At 70.9% G+C, this 18,993-nt stretch carries 18 protein-coding genes; 11 read left to right on the forward strand and 7 right to left on the reverse strand.

Going from position 1 to position 18,993, the window contains the following annotated elements:
- Positions 1-46 precede the first annotated feature (46 nt).
- Both ALIDE2_RS01160 and lplT read right to left on the reverse strand, forming a co-directional pair.
- Positions 47-931: a DMT family transporter gene (locus ALIDE2_RS01160; protein WP_013721210.1), complete on the reverse strand. Its 885-nt coding sequence runs from the start codon at positions 929-931 to the stop codon at positions 47-49.
- Between the two features lie 53 nt (positions 932-984).
- On the reverse strand, positions 985-2,262 hold the full coding sequence (gene lplT / locus ALIDE2_RS01165) for a lysophospholipid transporter LplT (protein ID WP_013517205.1): 1,278 nt from the start codon (positions 2,260-2,262) through the stop codon (positions 985-987).
- Between the two features lie 143 nt (positions 2,263-2,405).
- On the opposite strand from lplT, the gene alr reads away from it, so the two are divergent.
- The gene (alr, locus tag ALIDE2_RS01170; RefSeq protein ID WP_013721211.1) at positions 2,406-3,500 is read left to right on the forward strand and encodes an alanine racemase; all 1,095 of its coding nucleotides are present in this window, start codon (positions 2,406-2,408) and stop codon (positions 3,498-3,500) included.
- Between the two features lie 260 nt (positions 3,501-3,760).
- The gene (locus tag ALIDE2_RS01175; protein ID WP_238530129.1) at positions 3,761-4,738 is read left to right on the forward strand and encodes a cytochrome-c peroxidase; all 978 of its coding nucleotides are present in this window, start codon (positions 3,761-3,763) and stop codon (positions 4,736-4,738) included.
- A 79-nt stretch (positions 4,739-4,817) separates the two neighbouring features.
- On the opposite strand, the gene ALIDE2_RS01180 is transcribed toward ALIDE2_RS01175, so the two are convergent.
- Positions 4,818-5,432, reverse strand: a complete 615-nt coding sequence (locus ALIDE2_RS01180) for a glutathione S-transferase family protein (RefSeq protein ID WP_013517208.1) — start codon at positions 5,430-5,432, stop codon at positions 4,818-4,820.
- Between the two features lie 130 nt (positions 5,433-5,562).
- Here ALIDE2_RS01180 and radA point away from each other — a divergent pair, with 130 nt between their 5' ends.
- The gene (radA, locus tag ALIDE2_RS01185) at positions 5,563-6,945 is read left to right on the forward strand and encodes a DNA repair protein RadA (RefSeq protein WP_013517209.1); all 1,383 of its coding nucleotides are present in this window, start codon (positions 5,563-5,565) and stop codon (positions 6,943-6,945) included.
- Between the two features lie 3 nt (positions 6,946-6,948).
- Here radA and ALIDE2_RS01190 read toward each other — a convergent pair whose 3' ends face one another.
- Entirely contained in the window at positions 6,949-7,935 is a 987-nt protein-coding gene (locus tag ALIDE2_RS01190; RefSeq protein WP_013517210.1) for a Bug family tripartite tricarboxylate transporter substrate binding protein, read from the reverse strand.
- Between the two features lie 24 nt (positions 7,936-7,959).
- Positions 7,960-9,384 (reverse strand): amidase, encoded by a 1,425-nt coding sequence (locus ALIDE2_RS01195; RefSeq protein WP_013517211.1) that lies wholly within the window; start codon positions 9,382-9,384, stop codon positions 7,960-7,962.
- 165 nt (positions 9,385-9,549) lie between these two features.
- Between ALIDE2_RS01195 and ALIDE2_RS01200 the strand changes: the two genes are divergently transcribed.
- The 7 genes from ALIDE2_RS01200 (at position 9,550) to ALIDE2_RS01230 (ending at position 15,712) form a co-directional block, all read left to right on the forward strand.
- The gene (locus ALIDE2_RS01200; protein WP_013517212.1) at positions 9,550-9,966 is read left to right on the forward strand and encodes a hypothetical protein; all 417 of its coding nucleotides are present in this window, start codon (positions 9,550-9,552) and stop codon (positions 9,964-9,966) included.
- Between the two features lie 44 nt (positions 9,967-10,010).
- Positions 10,011-10,949, forward strand: a complete 939-nt coding sequence (locus tag ALIDE2_RS01205; protein WP_013517213.1) for a branched-chain amino acid transaminase — start codon at positions 10,011-10,013, stop codon at positions 10,947-10,949.
- 7 nt (positions 10,950-10,956) lie between these two features.
- Positions 10,957-11,163: a zinc-finger domain-containing protein gene (locus ALIDE2_RS01210; protein WP_013517214.1), complete on the forward strand. Its 207-nt coding sequence runs from the start codon at positions 10,957-10,959 to the stop codon at positions 11,161-11,163.
- A gap of 74 nt (positions 11,164-11,237) precedes the next feature.
- Positions 11,238-12,590: an O-antigen ligase family protein gene (locus ALIDE2_RS01215; protein ID WP_013517215.1), complete on the forward strand. Its 1,353-nt coding sequence runs from the start codon at positions 11,238-11,240 to the stop codon at positions 12,588-12,590.
- Positions 12,583-13,698 (forward strand): glycosyltransferase, encoded by a 1,116-nt coding sequence (locus ALIDE2_RS01220; protein WP_013517216.1) that lies wholly within the window; start codon positions 12,583-12,585, stop codon positions 13,696-13,698. Before ALIDE2_RS01215 ends, ALIDE2_RS01220 begins: the two co-directional genes overlap by 8 nt.
- On the forward strand, positions 13,695-14,741 hold the full coding sequence (locus ALIDE2_RS01225) for a glycosyltransferase family 2 protein (RefSeq protein ID WP_013721212.1): 1,047 nt from the start codon (positions 13,695-13,697) through the stop codon (positions 14,739-14,741). The genes ALIDE2_RS01220 and ALIDE2_RS01225 overlap by 4 nt, the downstream gene beginning before the upstream one ends.
- Positions 14,738-15,712, forward strand: a complete 975-nt coding sequence (locus tag ALIDE2_RS01230; RefSeq protein WP_013721213.1) for a glycosyltransferase family 32 protein — start codon at positions 14,738-14,740, stop codon at positions 15,710-15,712. The genes ALIDE2_RS01225 and ALIDE2_RS01230 overlap by 4 nt, the downstream gene beginning before the upstream one ends.
- 68 nt (positions 15,713-15,780) lie before the next feature.
- On the opposite strand, the gene ALIDE2_RS01235 is transcribed toward ALIDE2_RS01230, so the two are convergent.
- Both ALIDE2_RS01235 and ALIDE2_RS01240 read right to left on the reverse strand, forming a co-directional pair.
- Positions 15,781-16,845, reverse strand: a complete 1,065-nt coding sequence (locus ALIDE2_RS01235) for an NAD(P)H-dependent flavin oxidoreductase (RefSeq protein WP_013721214.1) — start codon at positions 16,843-16,845, stop codon at positions 15,781-15,783.
- The gene (locus ALIDE2_RS01240; RefSeq protein WP_013517220.1) at positions 16,842-17,708 is read right to left on the reverse strand and encodes a LysR family transcriptional regulator; all 867 of its coding nucleotides are present in this window, start codon (positions 17,706-17,708) and stop codon (positions 16,842-16,844) included. The genes ALIDE2_RS01235 and ALIDE2_RS01240 overlap by 4 nt, the downstream gene beginning before the upstream one ends.
- 55 nt (positions 17,709-17,763) lie before the next feature.
- On the opposite strand from ALIDE2_RS01240, the gene ALIDE2_RS01245 reads away from it, so the two are divergent.
- Positions 17,764-18,993, forward strand: a complete 1,230-nt coding sequence (locus ALIDE2_RS01245; RefSeq protein ID WP_013517221.1) for a YbfB/YjiJ family MFS transporter — start codon at positions 17,764-17,766, stop codon at positions 18,991-18,993.

Consider the following 18,993-nt stretch of genomic DNA (forward strand, 5'->3'; position numbering starts at 1 on the left):
ATCCCCGCTGCCGCGCCCCTTGCCGCCGCCGTGCGGGCGGTGAGCGTCATCCGCGAGCGCGCGGCCGCCAGGCCGACCAGGTGGCGGCCAGCAGGATCAGCGCGCCGCCGGCCAGCGTGCCGGCCGTGAGCCGGGACGCGCCCAGCAGCACCGACGAGCCGCTGGCGAACACTACCTCCGACAGCATGATCACCGCCGTCGTGCCTGCCGCCAGGCGCGCCGCGCCGAACTGCAGGGCCCAGTTGCCCGCCATCAGCAGCAGCGACAGCAGCGCGGCCACCGTGATCCAGGTGGCGTCGGGCGGCGGAAACGCGGTCACCAGGCCCACGGACCGACCCAGGTTGGCCACCAGCAGCGCCAGCAGCAGGCAGCCGCCGAACATGGCGAACATGCGCGCCTGCCCCGGCACGGCGTGCAGGCGGCGTACCGTGACGTTGGTGAGCGCGAACATGAAGCCGCCCAGCAGCGCCAGCATGTCGGCCACCGTCAGCGCGGCGAACAGGCGCCGCACGCCGCCCTCGGCGGGCCACAGCACCAGCAGTACGCCGCAGAAGGCCATCAGCAGCCGCGCCAGCGCCTGCGCCGTGGGCCGCTCGCCCAGGATGCGCCAGGCCAGCAGCACCGCCCAGGCCGGCATCAAGTAGAACAGCAGGATCACGCGCACCACGTCGCCGATGGTGATGGCCCAGTTGAAGGCCACGTTGTTGAGCCCCGAACTCAGCGCCAGCAGCCATAGGCCCGGGTGCGCGCGCAGCTGGGCCAGCACGCCGGGGCGCAGCGCCAGCATCGCCACGAGGATGGCGCAGTACATCAGCGCCGTGGCCCACAGCGGGTGCAGGCCCGCGCCCTGCATCTGCCGGAACGGCCACCAGGACAGGCCCCAGACGAAAGCGTTGAACAGCAGGGCCAGCGCGGGAAGCGGTGAATGCATGCAAAGAGCCTCTAACGCGCTTCAGTCAAGCGCAGGCAGCTATCAAAACGGTATCAATGGCGGTCCCGCCGCGCCATCCTGCGCAGATGCACCATTTCCTTGGGGTAGCGGCGCACGTTGTGGACATGCCAGCGCAGGATGGCCAGCATCACCAGCGCCACCAGCAGGCCGAACGCGGCGATGGCGCCATGGGCCGACAGCCCCAGCTTGGTGAACAGGCTGTAGAGCACGCCCATGCCCAGGATGGCCGCCTGCTCGTTGAAGTTCTGCACCGCGATGGAGCGGCCCGCGCCCATGAGGTTGTGGCCGCGGTGCTGCAGCAGCGCGTTCATGGGCACGACCAGGAAGCCGCCCAGCCCCCCCAGCACGATCAGGAAGGGAACGGCCAGCCAGATGCTGTGGATGGCGTTCATCAGGATCACCAGCAGGCCCATGGCGATGCCCAGCGGGATCACGCGCGTGGCCTGCTCCAGGCGCATGCGCATGGACGCCAGCACGGCGCCGGCCGCCGTGCCTATGGCCACTACGCCCACCAGCGCCGACGCCTGCGTGGTGCCGTAGCCCAGGGCGGCGGCGCTCCAGGCCAGCACGATGTAGCGCAGGTTGCCCGAGACGCCCCAGAACAGCGTGGTGGTGGACAGCGAGATCTGCCCCAGCCGGTCGCGCCACAGGCGCCGGTTGCAGGTCCAGAAGTCGGGCAGCAGCGCGACCGGGTTGCGCGGCATGGGGCGCATCTCCACGCCCGTGAGCGGGATGCGCAGGTTGAACCAGGCCGCCAGCATGTACACCGGCACCAGGGCCAGGATGGCGGCCTCGGCCGGCAGGTCTATGCCCAGGTCCACGCCCGGCAGGTCGAAGTCGAGCAGCACGCCCGAGATGTGCGGCGCCACCAGCTGGCCGCCCAGTAGCACGCCCAGGATGATGGAGGCGATCGTCAGCCCCTCGATCCAGCCGTTGGCCTTGACCAGCTGCGAGGCCGGCAGCAGTTCGGTCAGGATGCCGTACTTGGCCGGCGAATAGGCGGCCGCGCCCAGCCCCACGACGGCGTAGGCCAGCAGCGGGTGCGAGCCGAACAGCATCATCAGGCAGCCCACCACCTTGATGGCATTGCTGATGAACATCACCCGCCCCTTGGGCATGGAGTCCGAGAACGCACCCACCCAGGGCGCCAGCACCACGTAGAACAGCGCGAACATGGGCACCAGGGCGGCGCGCTGCCACTCGGGCGCACCGCTGCTGCGTAGCAGCTCCACCGCGGTCACGAACAAGGCATTGTCGGCCAGCGAGCTGAAAAACTGCGCCGACATGATGGTGTAGAAACCGCGCTTCATCGGATGGCTGGTGGGTCCACCAGCGCAGCCGATGGACTGTGAGAATTCGAAACACTCCGTGGAGCGACGGGCGGTTATATCACGCAGGCCCGGCGGCCCGGTGCCAGAATGGTCACCCATCGCTCCGTAGAAACACCAGCCTCATGCCGCGCCCCATCCTTGCCACCATCCACCCCGCAGCCGTGCAGCACAACCTCGAGCGTGCGCGCCGCGCCGCGCCCGATGCGCGCATGTGGGCCGTGGTCAAAGCCAACGCCTACGGCCACGGCATAGAGCGCGTGTTCGAGGGCCTGCGCTCGGCCGACGGCATCGCGCTGCTGGACATGGCAGAGGCCGAGCGCGTGCGCCGGCTCGGCTGGCGCGGCCCCGTCCTGCTGCTGGAGGGCGTGTTCGAGCCGCGCGACCTGGAGCTGTGCTCGCGCCTGTCGCTGTGGCACGCCGTGCACTGCGACGAGCAGATCGACTGGCTGGCCGCGCACAAGACCCAGGCGCCGCACCGCGTGTTCCTCAAGATGAACTCCGGCATGAACCGCCTGGGCTTCGCGCCCGGGCGCTACCGCTCGGCCTGGGCGCGCCTGAACGCGCTGCCGCAGGTGGACGAGATCTCCTTCATGACGCATTTCTCCGATGCCGACGGACCGCGCGGCATCGCCCACCAGGTGCAGGCCTTCCATCGCGCCACGCAGGACCTGCCGGGCGAGCGCTGCATCGCCAACAGCGCCGCCATCCTGCGCCATGGTGGCGAGGCCCAGGTGCGCCTGGACTGGGTGCGCGCCGGCATCGCGCTGTACGGCAGCGCGCCCGACCATCCCGAGCGCACCGCCGTCGACTGGGGCCTGGAGCCGGCCATGACGCTGGCCTCGCGCATCATCGGCGTGCAGCAGCTGCAGGCGGGCGACACCGTGGGCTATGGCTCGCGCTTCACGGCCGAGGGGCCGCTCGCCATCGGCGTCGTGGCCTGCGGCTACGCCGACGGCTACCCGCGCCACTGCGACACCGGCACGCCCGTGCTGGTCAATGGCGTGCGCACGCGCACCATCGGCCGCGTGAGCATGGACATGATCGCCGTGGACCTCACGCCCGTGCCCGGCGCCGGCATGGGCGCCGAGGTCACCCTCTGGGGCCGCGCTTCCAACGGCGTCGTGCTGCCCATCGACGAGGTGGCCGAGGCCGGTGGCACCGTGGGCTACGAGCTCATGTGTGCGCTCGCGCCGCGCGTTCCCGTCTCCGTAGACTGATACGGCCCCGCTGTCAAGGGGCAGGCTTTCCGCGCACGCCGCACGCCCGGTGAATGCCCTCTGTACGGGGCTGCGCGAGGGGTGTTTCCCTCTTAAAAACCATTTTGCAGAAATTGTCTTTGAGTTTGCTCTGAATCAAGAGGCCGATTCGGGTCTTCCCGAAGAATGAGTTCACAGCGCATTGACAGTCCGCGACAAAGAGAGAAGTGGAGCCCCCCATGAAACAGAAGTCCTCTCCCGTGCGCCATGCCGCTCGCTTCATGCTGGGCGCGGTGTCCATGGCAGCCCTGCTGATGGCTGCTCCCGTGCGCGCGCAGGAACCCGTGCAGCCAATCGCCGGCCCCAAGGTGACCAGCCCCGCCAAGGTCGAGTTGGGCAAGAAGCTGTGGTTCGACCCGCGCCTGTCGCGCTCGGGCTTCATCTCGTGCAACTCGTGCCACAACCTGAGCATGGGTGGCTCGGACAACCTCAAGACCTCCATCGGCGACAAGTGGCAGAAGGGCCCGATCAACTCGCCCACGGTGCTCAACTCCAGCCTGAACCTCGCCCAGTTCTGGGATGGCCGCGCCAAGGATCTGAAGGAGCAGGCCGGCGGTCCCATCGCCAACCCGGGCGAGATGGCCTTCACGCACGGCCTGGCCGTGGACATGCTGCGCTCCATCCCGCAGTACGTGGCCGAGTTCAAGAAGGTCTTCGGCCATGACAAGCTCACCATTGACGAGGTGACGGCCGCCATCGCCGCCTTCGAGGAAACGCTGGTCACCCCCAACGCGCGCTTCGACAAGTGGCTCAAGGGCGACAAGAAGGCCATCAATGCGCAGGAACTGCGCGGCTACCAGCTCTTCAAGAGCTCCGGCTGCGTGGCCTGCCACAACGGCCCCAACCTGGGCGGCAACTCGTTCCAGAAGATGGGCCTGGTCGAGCCCTACAAGACGGACAACCCGGCCGAGGGCCGCTCCGCCGTCACGGGCAACGACGCCGAGCGCTTCAACTTCAAGGTGCCGACGCTGCGCAACGTGGAACTGACGTACCCCTACTTCCACGACGGCGCCGCCGACACGCTGTCCCAGGCCGTGGACACCATGGGCCGCCTGCAACTGGGCAAGAAGTTCACCGGGCAGGAGAACGCCGACATCGTCGCCTTCCTGAAGACGCTGACGGGCGACCAGCCCAAGATCGCCATGCCCATCCTGCCGCCGTCGAGCGACAAGACCAAGCGGCCCCAGCCGTTCGAATGACGCGCTGCAACCCATGAAAGCCGGCCTGCTCGCAGGCCTTTTACCGGCCGGGGCTCCGTAAGGGGCGCCGGCTTCTTTTTCAGCCCAGCGCCCGCTGCACCGCCGGGCGCGCCGCCATGCGCTGGGAGTGGGCGTGCACCTTGGGGAAGCGCGCGATGTCCACGCCGTCGCTCTTGAGCCAGCCAGCCACGGTGAACAGGTAGCCGTCGGCCACGGTGTACTGCTCGCCCAGCATCCAGGGGCCGTCGCCCAGATAGTGCCGCTCGATCACGTCGAAGCACTCGGTCATATTGGCCGGTACCTTGCGCTGCATGGCGGCCTGGGCCTCGGGCTCGTCGGCCCAGCGGCTGGCGCGCGGGCGGTGAGCGTGCGCCACGTGCACGGTGGACGCCAGGTAGCTGTTGAACTCCTGCATGCGCGCGAAGCCGAAGGCGTCGGCGGGCGCCAGGCCGGCCTGGACAAAGCGCTGCGCCACGTAGGCCAGCAGGGCCGGGGTCTCGGTGAGCACGCCATGCTCGGTGACCAGGGCCGGCACGCGGCCCTTGGGGTTGATGGCCAGGTATTCGGGCGAGCGCTGCTGCTGGCTGGCGAAGTCCATGCGCACCGGGGTGTACGGCGCCTGGGCCTCCTCCAGCGCGATGCGTACGGCCTGGGCGCAGGTGCCGGGGGCGTAGTACAGGGTTAGCGTGGTCATGGTGATGCTCCTCGAATGAGAGCTGCTTGCGCAGTCTGGTAAAAGGTTCTGGCGTGATTTTGCTTTAAACGCCAATTCTCGGACTGGCGTTTTTCCGGGGGCGATTGTCACCGTCTATAGTGCCCACCCCATGGCCAAGGACAAAACCCTCTACTCCTGCAGCGAATGCGGCGCGAGCAGCCCGCGCTGGCTCGGCAAATGCCCGGGCTGCGGGGCCTGGAACACGCTGATCGAGACCGTGCCCGATGCCGGCCCCGGCAAGAACCGTCTGAGCGGCGCGGGCCAGTATGCGGGCCTGGCGCAGGCGCAGTCGGTGATGCCGCTGGCCGCCATCGAGGCCACCGAGGTGGCACGCACGCCCAGCGGTATCGAGGAGCTCGACCGCGTGCTCGGCGGCGGCGTGGTCGAGGGCGGCGTGGTGCTCATCGGCGGCGACCCGGGCATCGGCAAGTCCACGCTGCTGCTGCAGGCCATGGACGCGCTGCAGCGCGTGGGCCTGCCCACGCTCTACGTGACGGGCGAGGAGAGCGGTGCGCAGGTGGCGCTGCGCTCGCGCCGCCTGGGGCTGGAGGCGAGCCAGGTGAACGTGCTGGCCGAGATCCAGCTGGAGAAGATCCTCGCCACCATCGAGGCCACGCAGCCCGCCGTGGCGGTGATCGACTCCATACAGACCATCTACTCCGACCAGCTCACGAGCGCGCCGGGCTCGGTGGCACAGGTGCGCGAATGCGCCGCCCACCTCACGCGGCTGGCCAAGGCCACGGGCATCGCCGTGGTGCTGGTGGGCCACGTGACCAAGGAGGGCGCGCTGGCCGGCCCGCGCGTGCTGGAGCACATGGTGGACACGGTGCTGTACTTCGAGGGCGACACGCACAGCAGCTTCCGCCTGGTGCGCGCCATCAAGAACCGCTTCGGCGCGGTGAACGAGATCGGCGTGTTCGCCATGACCGAGCGGGGCCTCAAGGGCGTGGCCAACCCCAGCGCCATCTTCCTGTCGCAGCACAGCGAGCCCGTGCCCGGCAGCTGCGTGCTGGTCACGCTGGAGGGCACGCGCCCGCTGCTGGTGGAGATCCAGGCATTGGTCGATGGCGGCGGCCCGAGCCCGCGGCGCCTCTCGGTAGGCCTGGAGCGCGACCGCCTGGCCATGCTGCTGGCGGTGCTGCACCGCCATGCGGGCGTGGCCTGCGCGGACCAGGACGTGTTCGTCAATGCCGTGGGCGGCGTGCGCATCAGCGAGCCCGCGGCCGATTTGGCGGTGATGCTGTCCATCACCAGCAGCCTGCGCGGGCGCGCGCTGCCCAAAGGCTTCATCGCCTTCGGCGAGGTAGGCCTGGCCGGCGAGGTGCGCCCCGCGCCGCGCGGCCAGGAGCGGCTGAAGGAGGCCGCCAAGCTGGGCTTCACCGTGGCCGTGGTGCCCAAGGCGAACGCGCCCAAAAAGCCCATCCCCGGCCTGGAGATCCACGCCGTGGAGCGCGTGGACGAGGCCATGGCCGCCGTGCGCGGCCTGGGCTGAAACTCAGTCCTGGGCCTCGAAGCCCGATGCCTTGACGATGGGGCTCCAGGCGGCGCGCTCCTTGAGCATGCGCTCCCGGGCCTCGGCGCCGGACTTGCCCACGACCTCCAGTCCGAGGTCCTCGAGCCTGGCGGCCGTGGCCGGGTTGCGGGAGGCCTTGATGAAAGCCTCCTGCAGGCGCGCCTTGACCGGCTCGGGCGTGGCGCCGCTCACGTAGGCGCCGTACCAGCTGGTGGCGTACTCGAACTGCTTGTAGCCCTGCTCGAACGCGGTGGGCACCTCGGGAAGGGCCTTGATGCGGCGCGTGCCACTGACCCCCAGGAAATGCAGCTTGTTGCCCCGGTACAGCGGCATCATGCTCGCGACGGCATCCCAGCCCATGGAAACGTTGCCCGACACGACGTCCACCAGCATGGGCGTGGCGCCGCGGTACGGCGTGGGCGTGACGCTCAGGCCCAGCTCCTTGCTCAGCGCGAAGGCGCCCAGGTGGCCGGCGCTGCCTATGGACGCCAGCCCCAGGCTCCCCTGCGCGGGATGCTGCTTGAGCCACTGTACGTACTGGTCCATCGTCTTGTAGGGCGCGTTGACGGCGGTGGCGATGACGGTGGGCACGTCGGTCAGCAGGGCCACCGGCACCAGATCCTTGTCGGGGTCGTAGCTGAGCTTCTTGTAGGTCAGGGGGAAGATGGTGAACATCGGCGAGGGACCGATGAAGACGGTCTTGCCGTCGGCCGGCGCCTTCTTCACGTAGTCGAGGGCCAGGCGCGAGGACGCGCCCGGCTTGTTCTCCACCAGCACGTTGCCCAGGCCGTCCTGGCGCAGCTGCTCCGCGTAGATGCGCGCGAGCGAATCGGCCGCGCCGCCGGGCGCGAAGCCCACCACGATGCGCGTGAAGTCGCCCTCCTGGGCCTGCGCGGCCGGGCCGCATGCGAGGGCCAGGGCGGCCAGCGCGCCGGCGAGCACCGCGTGGCGGCGCGAGGATGTCGTCATAGGGGGTATCTCCATTCCTTGGGTTTATGACATGTCAGGCCAGGCCTGCAGCAGGTTGAAAGAGGCCTCCAGGCAGGCCGCCGCCTGCAGCATCTGCGCATCGCAGAACATGGGCGCGACGATCTGCAGGCCCACCGGCAGCCGCTCGGAATCGAAGCCGCACGGGATGCTGACGGCGGGATGGCCCGTCATGTTGAACGGCATGGTCCAGGGGTACCAGTTCGCGCGGATGTCGCCCATCTCGGCGCCGTCGATCTCCATGCGGTCGAAGATGTCGGTGCCCAGCGGCAGCGCCGTGCGCGTGAGCGTCGGCATGACTAGGAAGTCCGCGTCGTCCAGCCAGCCCTGCACGGTGTGAAAAAGTCGGGAGCGCGCGAACATCGCGTTCTGGTAGTCGAGCGCGCTGTAGTCCTGCGCGCTCTCGATCTGGCGCCGGAACGTGGCGCTCAGGGCGTCGCCATGCTGCTGCACCAGCGGCGCGAAGCGGGCGCGCCAGACCGTGTGGTTCACCGTACGCCAGAGGGGCTCGATGTCCAGCTGCGCCTCGAACGGCTCCACACTGCCTCCCAGCGACTCGATGTGGAGCAGCGCCTGCCGGAACGCCTGCTCCACCTGCGCCGACACGCGGCGCCCGTGCGGCGCGACGTTGTAGCGAAAGCGCTTGCCGCGCAGGTCACGCGCCGCCCGCACGGCCTGCACGTGATCGACAGCCGCGCGTCCCTGGGACCAGGGGTCGCACGGGTGGGGGCCGGCCATCGCGTCGAGCATCAGCGCCGTGTCCAGCACGGTGCGCGCGGTCGGCGTGACGTAGGTCTGGTTGCCGAAGAGGTCCAGTGCCTGGCTGTGCGGCACCACGCCGATGGTCTGCTTGATGCCCACCACGCCGTTGCAGGCGGCGGGGATGCGCGTGGAGCCGCCGCCATCGGTGGCGATGGCCAGCGGCGCCATGCCGGCGGCGACGGCCACCGCCGCGCCCCCGCTGCTGCCGCCGCAGGTGTGGCGGGGGCTCCATGCGTTGGGCGTGGCGCCGAACAGCGGCGCGTCGGTGAAACCCTTGGAGCCGAACTCGGGCGTCGTGGTCTTGCCGATCAGGATCGCGCCGGCGCGGCGCAACCGGGCCACGGAGACGGCGTCCTCGGCGGGGACGTTGCCGCGCAGGGGGAGCGCCCCGAAGGTCGTGGCGACGTCCCGGGTGTTGACGATGTCCTTCACGGAGAACGGCACGCCGTGTAGCGCGCCCAGGGCGTCGCCGCGCATGAGGGCGCCCTCGGCGGCCCGGGCCTGCGCCAGCGCCTGGTCCGCGCACACGGTGATGAAGCAGTTCAGCCGGGGCTGCTGCGCCGCCATGTGCGCGAGGATGGCGGTGGTGGCCTCCACGGGGGAGATGTGCCTGCCGCGTATGGCGCGGGCCAGTTCGGCCGCGGGCCATTTCCACAATTCGGGGGGCATGGCCGAAGGCGGGGGGAGGTCGTCGTTCACTCTGTGTTGCCGCCGCGGCGGGTGCATCGTCTCCAGGATCCGGGGATTATCGGCCGCGGGCGGACCGTGCCGCAATGTCGGTAACTACGCACGACCCGCAGCCGCGCCCCTGCGCGCGCATAGGACAATGCGCCTATGAATTTGCGCAAGATCTTCATTCCGCTGGGCATCGTCGCCCTCGCCATCGCCGGCTATCGCGCCTACGGCCTGCAGGGCATCCTCACCGTGAGCGGGGGGCTGGTCATGTGGGGGCTGCTGCATTACACGCGTCTCATGAATGTGATGCAGAAGGCCCGGAACAACCCGATCGGCTACGTGGGCAGCGCCGTGATGCTCAACGCCAGGCTCAAGTCCGGCGTGAACCTGATGCACGTGGTCGCCATGACGCGCGCGCTGGGCGAGCAGCTGTCGGCCGAAGGCCAGGAGCCCGAGGTGTACCGTTGGACGGACGGCACGCAGTCGCACGTGACCTGCGAATTCGTCAATGGCCGGCTGGTGCGCTGGAACCTGGTGCGGCCGGCGCCGGGCGAGGACCCCGCCGGCGAATCGTAAAATAGCCGGCTTTGCGACCCACGCAGTTTCTGTAAAGGATCACCATGAGCCCCGTTGTTCCCTCCATGGCCGACCGTGACGGCAAGATCTGGATGGATGGCCAGATGGTGGACTGGCGCGATGCCAAGATCCACGTGCTGACCCACTCGCTGCACTACGGCTGCGGCGCCTTCGAAGGCGTGCGCGCCTACAAGACGGAGCAGGGCACGGCCATCTTCCGCCTGCAGGAGCACACCGACCGCCTGTTCAACAGCGCCAAGATCCTGCGCATGAAGCTTCCTTTCACCAAGGAGGAGGTGAACGAGGCGCAGCGGGCCGTGGTGCGGGCCAACAAGCTGGAATCGTGCTACCTGCGCCCGCTGACCTGGATCGGCTCCGAAAAGCTGGGCGTCTCGCCCAAGGGCAACAAGATCCACATGATCGTCGCGGCCTGGGCTTGGGGCGCCTACCTGGGCGAGGAGGGCATGGCGCGCGGCATCCGCGTCAAGACCAGCAGCTTCACGCGCCACCACGTCAACATCACGATGACGCAGGCCAAGGCGTCGAGCAACTACACCAACTCCATCCTGGCCAACATGGAGGCCACCGACGACGGCTACGACGAGGCCCTGCTGCTCGACAGCGCCGGCTTCGTCTCCGAGGGCTCGGGCGAGAACGTGTTCATCATCAAGGATGGCGTGGTCTACACGCCCGACCTGTCGGCCGGCGCCCTCAACGGCATCACGCGCAACACCGTGCTGCACATCTGCAAGGACCTGGGCCTGGAACTGGTGCAAAAGCGCATCACGCGCGACGAGGTGTACATTGCCGACGAGGCCTTCTTCAGCGGCACGGCCGCCGAGATCACGCCGATCCGCGAGCTCGACCGCGTGCAGATCGGCGGCGGCAGCCGCGGCCCGCTCACGGAGAAGATCCAGACGGCTTTCTTCGACATCGTCAATGGCCGCAATCCCAAATACGCCCACTGGCTCACCAAGGTCTGATCACGCCATGCCTCAAGCAATCGTCGAACTGCTCGCCAAGGACCTGGACGGCAATGGGGGCGTGCACTGCCCCAACCCCAAGGCGGACATGAAGCTGTGGAACGGCCATCCCAGGGTATTCCTCGAGATCGCCCACCAGGGACAGGCGCAGTGCCCGTATTGCGGCACGCTGTACCGCCTCAAGGCGGGTGAGATTGTTCACGCGGGTCATTGACACACGACCTCGCCCCGCAGCCGCGCAGGTTGCGGGACTTGAGCGATCGGCCCCGGGGTCGGCGTATTGACCACATGACCACCCTCGAATCCTTCCTGGGCGCGCCGCCCTGGCCTCGCCAGCTCGCCACCGCGGCGCTGTTCCTGCTTCCCGCGCTGGCCCTGACGGTGCAGTCCGGCTATTCCTACGGTGCGGCGCTGCTGCTGATCGGGGCGCTGTGCTCGCTGCGCCGCTGGCCTTTCGCCGCACAGGACCGGTGGACCTGGGGCTTTGCGGTTGCCATGGGCGGCATGGGCGTTTTCTGGTGGCTCCTGGCCAATCCGCAGGAAAGCCTGGGGGGAACGTGGGACCGTCCTTCCAAGTTCGCCCTCGGCATCGCATGCCTGCTCTTCGTGAGCCCTACCGCGCCCAGGCCACGGGCGCAGTTCTGGGGGCTGCTGGCGGGCTGCCTGGGCGCGGGCGCCGTGGCGTTGTGGCAGGTGCATGTGGAGGGTGCCCCGCGTGCTTCGGGGTTCCCGAGCGGGAAGACCAATGCCATCCAGTGGGGCAACCTGGCGCTGCTGCTGGGCACCATGCTGGCCGTGCAGGCGATCACGCTGCGCGAGCACCTGGGCCGCGCCGCCCTGGCGCTGGCGGGCCTGGCGGCGCTGATGGCACTCAACGCCTCGGTGCTGTCGCTGTCGCGCGGCGGCTGGCTGGCGCTGCTGCTGGCCAGTCCCGTGGGCCTGTACCTGCTGTGGCGCTTCGACCGGCGCGCGCTGTGGCGCATGCTGGGCGGCGCGGCCGTCGTGCTGGCCGTGCTGGGCGCGGCCAACCATGCGGTGCTGGCCGAGCGCTGGAACGTCATGGAAAAAGAGATGCTAGTCTATGACGCCGAGCGTGAGGCGGGCAACTCGGTGGGCCAGCGCCTGGAGCACTGGCGCTTTGCCTGGGAGGTGGGACTGGAGAAGCCCATCTTCGGCTGGGGCATGCGCGGCTACCTGGAGGAGAAGGAAAAGCGCGTGGCCGCGGGGCAGTACGAACCGTCCATCGTGGAGTACATCTACACCCATAACGAGCCGCTGGACATGTTCGTCAAGGCGGGCATCGTCGGCGTGGCCTGGCTGCTTCTGTTCTACGCAGTGCCGCTGTGCATGTTCTGGCCCACCCGCGCGCGCGTGGCGGCCTATGCGCGCCAGGGCGCCGAGGTGCGCGCGCAGATGCTGGCGCTGCGCTTGGGCGGCGTGTGCATTCCGCTGCTGTACGCGGGCTTCGGCATGACGCAGGTTTTCTTCGCCCACAACAGCGGCATCATGTTCTACCTGTTCATGACCATGCTCACCTGGGCGGCGGTGCTCGGCATGGACGCGCAATACGCGGGTGGCGCGGGCGCATCGTCGTCCTCTTTGCCGCGCCGTGGTCCATCCTCCCGCCAGTCCCGTGCCTGAGATCGCCCGCCGGCCCCGCGTGCTGCACTTCGTGACCGGCGGGTTTTCCGGGGCCACGCAGGTGGCGGTGGACCTGGTGCGCGCCCACGCGCTGTCGGGCCGCTGCGAGGCGCTGCTGGTGCTGCGCCGCAAGCGGCATACCCGCGGCGAGCGCGTGCAGGCCCTGCGCGACGAGGGCCTGGCCGTGGAGACCGTGGCCGGCTGGGCGCATGCGGCCACCGTCTGGCAGCTGGCCGCCGTCTGCCGGCGCTGGCGGCCCGACGTGCTCGTGGCCCACGGCTTCAGCGAGCACCTGTGGGGCCGCTACGCGGGGCTGGTTGCCGGCGTGCCGCGGCTGGTGCAGGTGGAGCACAACTCCCGCGAGCGCTACACCGCCTGGCGGCTGCGCCAGGCGCTGTGGCTGGCCGGGCGCACCGAGGCCATCGTCGGCGTCTCCGAGGGCGTGCGCCAGAGCCTGCTGGCGCGCGGCTTTCCGCCCGGCAAGACCGTCGCCATTCCCAACGGCATCCCGCTCGCGCCCTACGATTGCGCGGACGGGCATGACTGGGCCGGCCGCGTGCCCGGCATCGTCATGGCCGCACGCTTCGCGCGCCAGAAGGACCACGCCACGCTGCTGCGCGCCGTGGCGCTGCTGCGCCAGCAGGGGCTCACGCCGCCCGTGAAGCTGGCCGGCGGCGGCAAGGCGGGCGCGCGGCGCGCGGCGCGCAGGCTGTGCACCGAGCTGGGGCTGGACGGGCAGGTGGAATTCCTGGGCCATTGCAAGGACATGCCTGGGTTGCTCATGGGGCACCGCATTTGCGTGCTGTCCACGCACTACGAGGGCATGCCGCTGTCGCTGATCGAGGGCATGGCCGCGGGCTGCGCCGTGGTGGGCAGCCGCGTGGTGGGTGTGCAGGAGGTCATCGAAGACGGCCGCAACGGCCTGCTGGCCGGGCACGCCGACCCCCGGTCCCTGGCCGATGCCCTGGAGCGCCTGCTGACGCGCGATGACGAGGCCCGGCGCATGGCACGGGCCGCGCGGGACGACGCGCTGCGGCTCTACGGTCTGCAGACCATGACCGCGCGGTACGAGGACCTGCTGCTGCGTGGACTGGAGCACCCCCGATGAAGGATGCGGACGCTCCCTGGCTCAGCATCCTCGTGCCCGTCTACGACGTGCAGGACTACCTGGCCGAGTGCATCGGGTCGGTGATGGAGCAGCTGGCGCAGCTGCCGGACGGCGGCGCGGGCGTGGAGGTGCTGGTGCTCGACGACGCGTCCACCGACGGCTCGCGCGCCCTCATGGACGCGCTGGCCGCGCGCTGGCCCGGCCGCCTGGCCCTGATGCACCACGCGCGCAACCAGGGGCTGAGCGCGGCGCGCAACACCATGATCGGCGCGGCCCGCGGCGAGTACCTGTGGTTCCTCGACTCCGACGACAAGCTGCTGCCCGGCGCGCTGGCGGGCCTGCAGGCCGCCGTGCGGCGCCACGCGCCCGACGCGGTGCTGTGCGACTTCGCGGTCTGGCGCGAGCGCCCGCGCCTCAAGCACCGGCTGCGCGGCGAGGCGCACCGCGCCACCTTCGCCGGGCCCGCAGGCGGGCCGTTCCACGACCGGGCGGCGCTGCTGGCCGGGCTGTTCATGACGGGCCAGCTGCACGCCTGGTCCAAGATCACGCGGCGCGCGCTGTGGGGCGCGGACCTGCGCTTTCCGCCGGGCCGCTACTTCGAAGACATGGCCACCATGCCCCTGGCCCTGCTGCGCGCGCGCAGCCATTGCTACCTGCCCGAACCCTGGGTGGCCTACCGCCAGCGCGGCAGCAGCATCCTGGCCACCATGACGCTGCCCAAGGCGCTGGATCAGTCGCAGGCGCTGGGCGCGTTTGCCCAGGCCCTGCGGGCGGCCGAGGCCGCGGGCGACATGCCCGCCCATGCGGATCTGCATTTCGCGCTGGCCCACCAATGCGCGCGCAGCCTCACGGGCGCGGCGCGCTTCCTGGAGCGGGCAGCGCTGCCCGTGGCCGAGCGCGAGGCCGCGGCGCGGCGGCTGCGCGACGACTTCGCTGCGGCATCGCCCCTGGCCGCGGAGGCGCTGCTGCGCGCCTATGCGCGGCGCGGCTGGTGGCTGCGCGCCCACCGGCTGCGGCGCGCCTGGAGCACCGTGTCCGCATGACGTCCGCCACGCCGTCCCTCCGCTGGAAGCACCGGGGCGAGCTGTGGCTGGCCCGCTGGCTGCGGCGCTGGTTCCGCCTGCGCCCGTTGTGGCTGGAGGGCGCACCCGCGCCCGAATTCACGCTGTATTCGACGGGCGCGGCCCGGGCACCCGCAGCCGCCATTCCCCGCATCATCTGGAGCTACTGGCAGGGCGGCACGCCGCCGCTGCTGGTGCGGCGCTGCTTCGACAACTGGCGGCGCCTGCACCCGCACTTCGAAATCCGCATCCTCGACGAGCGCGGCGCGCTGCAGTACCTGCCCGCCATTCCCCGCGCGCTGGACGGCGCATCGGCGGCCAAGCGGGCCGACTGGATACGCCTGGAGCTGCTGCGGCGCCACGGCGGCATCTGGCTCGATGCCAGCACCATCCTCACCCGTCCGCTGGACTGGGTGCTGGCCGAGCAGGCGCGCACCGGCGCCGATTTCGTGGGCTACTACCTGCAGCAGTACACCAGCGCCCCGGACCGCCCGGTGGTGGAGAACTGGTTCATGGCCGCGCCGCCGGCCAGCCCCTTCATCGAGGACCTGCAGCGCGAGTTCACCGGCGAGGTCATCGTCCGCAGCGGCGAGGAATACGTCGCCCACCTGCGCGCCCAGGGCCTGTACGAACGGGCGCTGCAGCGCATCGACATGCCGGCCTACCTGAGCATGCACCTGGCGCTGCAGGTCGTGCTGCTGCGCGGCGGCGCCTACCGGCTGTGCCTGGCCCGGGCCGAGGCGGGGCCGTACCTCTACCACGTGCTGGGCCGCTGGCGCCGCACCGGGCTCAAGCTGCGGCTGCTGTTCGCGCGCGTGTGCGGGCCGCTGCCGCCCCTGATCAAGCTGCGTTCGCCCGACCGCCGCCGCCTCGACGACTACCTGGCGCGCGGCCTGTACCTGCCCGAGAGCGTGGCGGGGCGGTGGCTCATGGGTGACGAGGTGGCTCGCTGATTGCTATTTATTGAATAGCTCCTGGCGCTTTGTGGATAAGCGCTGGAGGCCAAAAACACGCAAAACATTCAAGTCTGCAGCCGCTGCAGCGCGGCCCGCCATTCCTGCGCCAGCAGCGCCACCAGCTCGCCCGCCGGCAGCACGCGCGCCGCGCCCACGCCCTGGCCGGCCCACAGCGCGATGTGTCCGGCGTCCCCGGCTTGCGCGGCGGCGCGGCGGATGGGGCCCATGAGGGCGTTCTGCACGGGGTAGGCGGGGATGTCCGCCTCTTGCGGCTGCAGCGACCGCATCGCCTGGTTGAGGATGCCGCGCGCCGGGCGGCCCGAGAAGATGCGCGTCAGGCGCGTGTCCGTGGCCTGGGCGGCGGCCATTGCGGCGCGCTGCGCGGGGACTATTGATGACTCGGGGCAGGCGAGGAAGGCCGTGCCCATCTGCACCGCCTGCGCGCCCAGCGCCTGCGCGGCGGCGATGCCGCGCCCGTCCATGATGCCGCCGGCGGCGATCACGGGAATCTTCAGCGTGTCCACGCAGGTCGGCACCAGGGGCAGGGTGCCGATCAGGCTGCCTTCCCAGTCGCCCTGGAAGGTGCCGCGGTGGCCGCCGGCCTCCATGCCGCTGGCGACCACCGCATCCGCGCCCACTTCCTGCCAGGCCAGGGCCTCGGCCGGGGTGGTGGCCGTGCCGATGACGAAGCTGCCGGCTTCGCTCTGGATGCGGCGCACCTGGGCCGCGCTCAGGATGCCGAAGGTGAAGCTGGCCACGGCGGGCCGGGCTGCGATGAGCGCATCGAACTGCGCGGCGAAGTCTTCGCACCAGCGCGCCGGCGCCTCGGGCGGGAGGCCGAACCTGGCGTACAGCGGCGCCAGCCTGTCCATGGCGGCGGCCACTTCGGCAGCGTCGGGCCGGGGTGTTTCCAGCACGAACAGGTTCATCCCGAAGGGCTTGCCGGTGGCGGCGCGCACGGCGGCCGCCGCCTGGGCCATGGCCTCGGGCGAGCGCATGCCGCAGCCCAGCATGCCCAGGCCGCCGGCCTGCGACACGGCGGCCGCCAGCTGCGGCGTGTCGGAGCCCGTCATGGGGCCCTGGATGATGGGCAGGGAGATGTTCAGGCGTTGCAGCAGTGTGGTGGTCATGGTGCGTCTTGGTGGGAAAGCAGGGCGCTCTGCAGCGCGGCGAGGGCCGGCGTGGCGTAGCCGGGGCGGTGCAGGAGCATGGTGTCGCAGGTGCCCAGCGGCACCCAGCGCAGCGGGGGCGGCGTGCGCAGCAGCTGGAGCACCGACTGCGGCACCACGCCCGCGCAGCGGCCGGCGGCCACGCAGGCCAGGATGGCGGGGTAGGACGCGAGCTCCAGCACCTCGACCGGGGCGCCGCCCTGGCGCATCCAGTCTTCGCCGATGCGGCGGTAGGTGCAGCCCTGGGCAAAGGCGGCGAGCAGGTGCACGCGCAGGTCGGCCGGCGTGGCGGCGGGCGGGTGGCTGGCGGGCAGGGCGAGCAGCAGCGATTCGGCGAACACGGGCGTGCGCTCGATGGGCGCGTCCGCCTCCAGCCCGGGCGGCGGCCACGCGACCAGCGCGCAGTCGAGCTGGTGGGCCAGCACCTGGTCCGCCAGTTGGCGCGAGGGCGCGGTGCGCAGCTCCAGCGACAGCGCGGGCCACTGCGCGTGCAGCCGCGCCAGCGGGCCGGGCAGGCGGGCGGCGGCCGTGCTCTCCATCGCGCCTATGCGCAGGCGGCCCGTGGGCGCGCCCGGGTGCAGGGCCTGGCGCGCCTCCTCGGCCAGGGCCAGCAGGCGGTCGGCATAGGCCAGCAGCGTCTCGCCCTCGGGCGTGAGGCGCATGCGCCTGCCTTCGCGCAGGAAAAGCGGCACGCCCAGGTCTTCCTCCAGCTGCTGCACGCGCGTGGTGGCGTTCGACTGGGCGCGGCCCAGCCGCTCGGCCGCGCGCGTCACGCTGCCTTCCGCCGCGACGGTGCGAAAGATGTCGAGCGCCACCAGATCCATTTTCAATCTGTTTATGAGATGATTAAAAGAAGATTAATCTTAAAACAGGATTCGTATGCGCGCTACCCCCTCCTGGTCCGAGCAGCCCCGCGCCGTGACCTGGGCCGGCATGCTGGCGCTGGCCGTCGCCATGGGCGTGGGACGCTTCGCCTTCACGCCGCTGCTGCCCATGATGCTGCACGACGGCGTGCTCACCCTGGCCGAGGGCAGTTGGCTGGCCACGGCCAACTACGTCGGCTACCTGGCGGGCGCGCTGGCCTGCATGGCGCTGCCCTGGGTGGCGCCCGCCGTGTACGAGCGCTGGCACCCGGCGCGGCTGGCGCGCGCGGGGCTGGTGGCCACGGTACTGCTGACGGTGGCCATGGCGCTGCCGCTGCCCGGCGCCTGGCCGCTGCTGCGCTTCGCCGCCGGCGTGGCCAGCGCCTTCGTGCTGCTCAACGTGGCGGCCTGGTGCATGGTGCGCCTCACGGCGCTGGGCCGCCCGTCCATGGGCGGGCTGGTCTTCTGCGGGCCGGGCGTGGGTATCGCGCTCACGGGCCTGGCGGCCAGCGCCATGGTGGCCGCGCAGTGGCGCGCGTCGACGGGCTGGGTGGTGTGCGGGCTGCTGTCGGTGCTGCTGTGCGCGGTGGTCTGGCCCGTGGTGCGGGGCCGCGCGGCCCAGGCCCGGGCGGGCGCGCCGCACCCGCACGCGCCGGCGCGCGCGCCGGGCGGGGGCACGGTGCTGGCGCGCGGCGTGCACGCGCTGGCCTACGGGCTGGCGGGGCTGGGCTATATCGTCACCGCCACCTTCCTGCCGGTGATCGCGCGGGCCGCGCTGCCGGCCGGCTCGCTCTGGCCCGACCTGTTCTGGCCCATGTTCGGCGTGGGCGTCACCGTGGGGGCCGCCCTGAGCACGCGCGCGAACGCGGCGTGGGACCGGCGCTGGCTGCTGTGCGCGACCTATGGCATGCAGGCCCTGGGCATCGCGCTGGGCCTGTGGTGGCCCACGCCGGCGGGGTTCGCGCTCAGCAGCTGCCTGGTGGGCCTGCCGTTCACCGCCATCACCTTCTATGGCCTGCAGGAGGCGCGGCGCCTGTGGCCGCAGTCTGCCGACAGCTTTGCCAGCCTGATCACGGCGGTCTACGGCCTGGGGCAGATCATGGGTCCGCCCATGGTGGCCTGGCTGCTCGCGCGCGGCGGCCAGGCGCAGGGCTTTGCCCAGGGGCTGGCGCTGGCCGCGGGGGCGCTGGTGGTGGGGGCGGCCATGTATGCCGCATCGGCCTGGCGCTGGCCCTTGGTGCGCTGA

This window comes from Alicycliphilus denitrificans K601 (assembly GCF_000204645.1).
Classification (GTDB): domain Bacteria; phylum Pseudomonadota; class Gammaproteobacteria; order Burkholderiales; family Burkholderiaceae_C; genus Alicycliphilus; species Alicycliphilus denitrificans.

Excerpts from the sequence above, each read along its gene's own strand:
- ALIDE2_RS01160 (WP_013721210.1), bottom strand. The coding sequence starts at position 931 with ATGCATTCACCGCTTCCCGCGCTGGCCCTGCTGTTCAACGCTTTCGTC.
- lplT (WP_013517205.1), bottom strand. The coding sequence starts at position 2,262 with ATGAAGCGCGGTTTCTACACCATCATGTCGGCGCAGTTTTTCAGCTCG.
- alr (WP_013721211.1), top strand. The coding sequence starts at position 2,406 with ATGCCGCGCCCCATCCTTGCCACCATCCACCCCGCAGCCGTGCAGCAC.
- ALIDE2_RS01175 (WP_238530129.1), top strand. The coding sequence starts at position 3,761 with ATGCTGGGCGCGGTGTCCATGGCAGCCCTGCTGATGGCTGCTCCCGTG.
- ALIDE2_RS01180 (WP_013517208.1), bottom strand. The coding sequence starts at position 5,432 with ATGACCACGCTAACCCTGTACTACGCCCCCGGCACCTGCGCCCAGGCC.
- radA (WP_013517209.1), top strand. The coding sequence starts at position 5,563 with ATGGCCAAGGACAAAACCCTCTACTCCTGCAGCGAATGCGGCGCGAGC.
- ALIDE2_RS01190 (WP_013517210.1), bottom strand. The coding sequence starts at position 7,935 with ATGACGACATCCTCGCGCCGCCACGCGGTGCTCGCCGGCGCGCTGGCC.
- ALIDE2_RS01195 (WP_013517211.1), bottom strand. The coding sequence starts at position 9,384 with ATGCCCCCCGAATTGTGGAAATGGCCCGCGGCCGAACTGGCCCGCGCC.
- ALIDE2_RS01200 (WP_013517212.1), top strand. The coding sequence starts at position 9,550 with ATGAATTTGCGCAAGATCTTCATTCCGCTGGGCATCGTCGCCCTCGCC.
- ALIDE2_RS01205 (WP_013517213.1), top strand. The coding sequence starts at position 10,011 with ATGAGCCCCGTTGTTCCCTCCATGGCCGACCGTGACGGCAAGATCTGG.
- ALIDE2_RS01210 (WP_013517214.1), top strand. The coding sequence starts at position 10,957 with ATGCCTCAAGCAATCGTCGAACTGCTCGCCAAGGACCTGGACGGCAAT.
- ALIDE2_RS01215 (WP_013517215.1), top strand. The coding sequence starts at position 11,238 with ATGACCACCCTCGAATCCTTCCTGGGCGCGCCGCCCTGGCCTCGCCAG.
- ALIDE2_RS01225 (WP_013721212.1), top strand. The coding sequence starts at position 13,695 with ATGAAGGATGCGGACGCTCCCTGGCTCAGCATCCTCGTGCCCGTCTAC.
- ALIDE2_RS01230 (WP_013721213.1), top strand. The coding sequence starts at position 14,738 with ATGACGTCCGCCACGCCGTCCCTCCGCTGGAAGCACCGGGGCGAGCTG.
- ALIDE2_RS01235 (WP_013721214.1), bottom strand. The coding sequence starts at position 16,845 with ATGACCACCACACTGCTGCAACGCCTGAACATCTCCCTGCCCATCATC.
- ALIDE2_RS01240 (WP_013517220.1), bottom strand. The coding sequence starts at position 17,708 with ATGGATCTGGTGGCGCTCGACATCTTTCGCACCGTCGCGGCGGAAGGC.
- ALIDE2_RS01245 (WP_013517221.1), top strand. The coding sequence starts at position 17,764 with ATGCGCGCTACCCCCTCCTGGTCCGAGCAGCCCCGCGCCGTGACCTGG.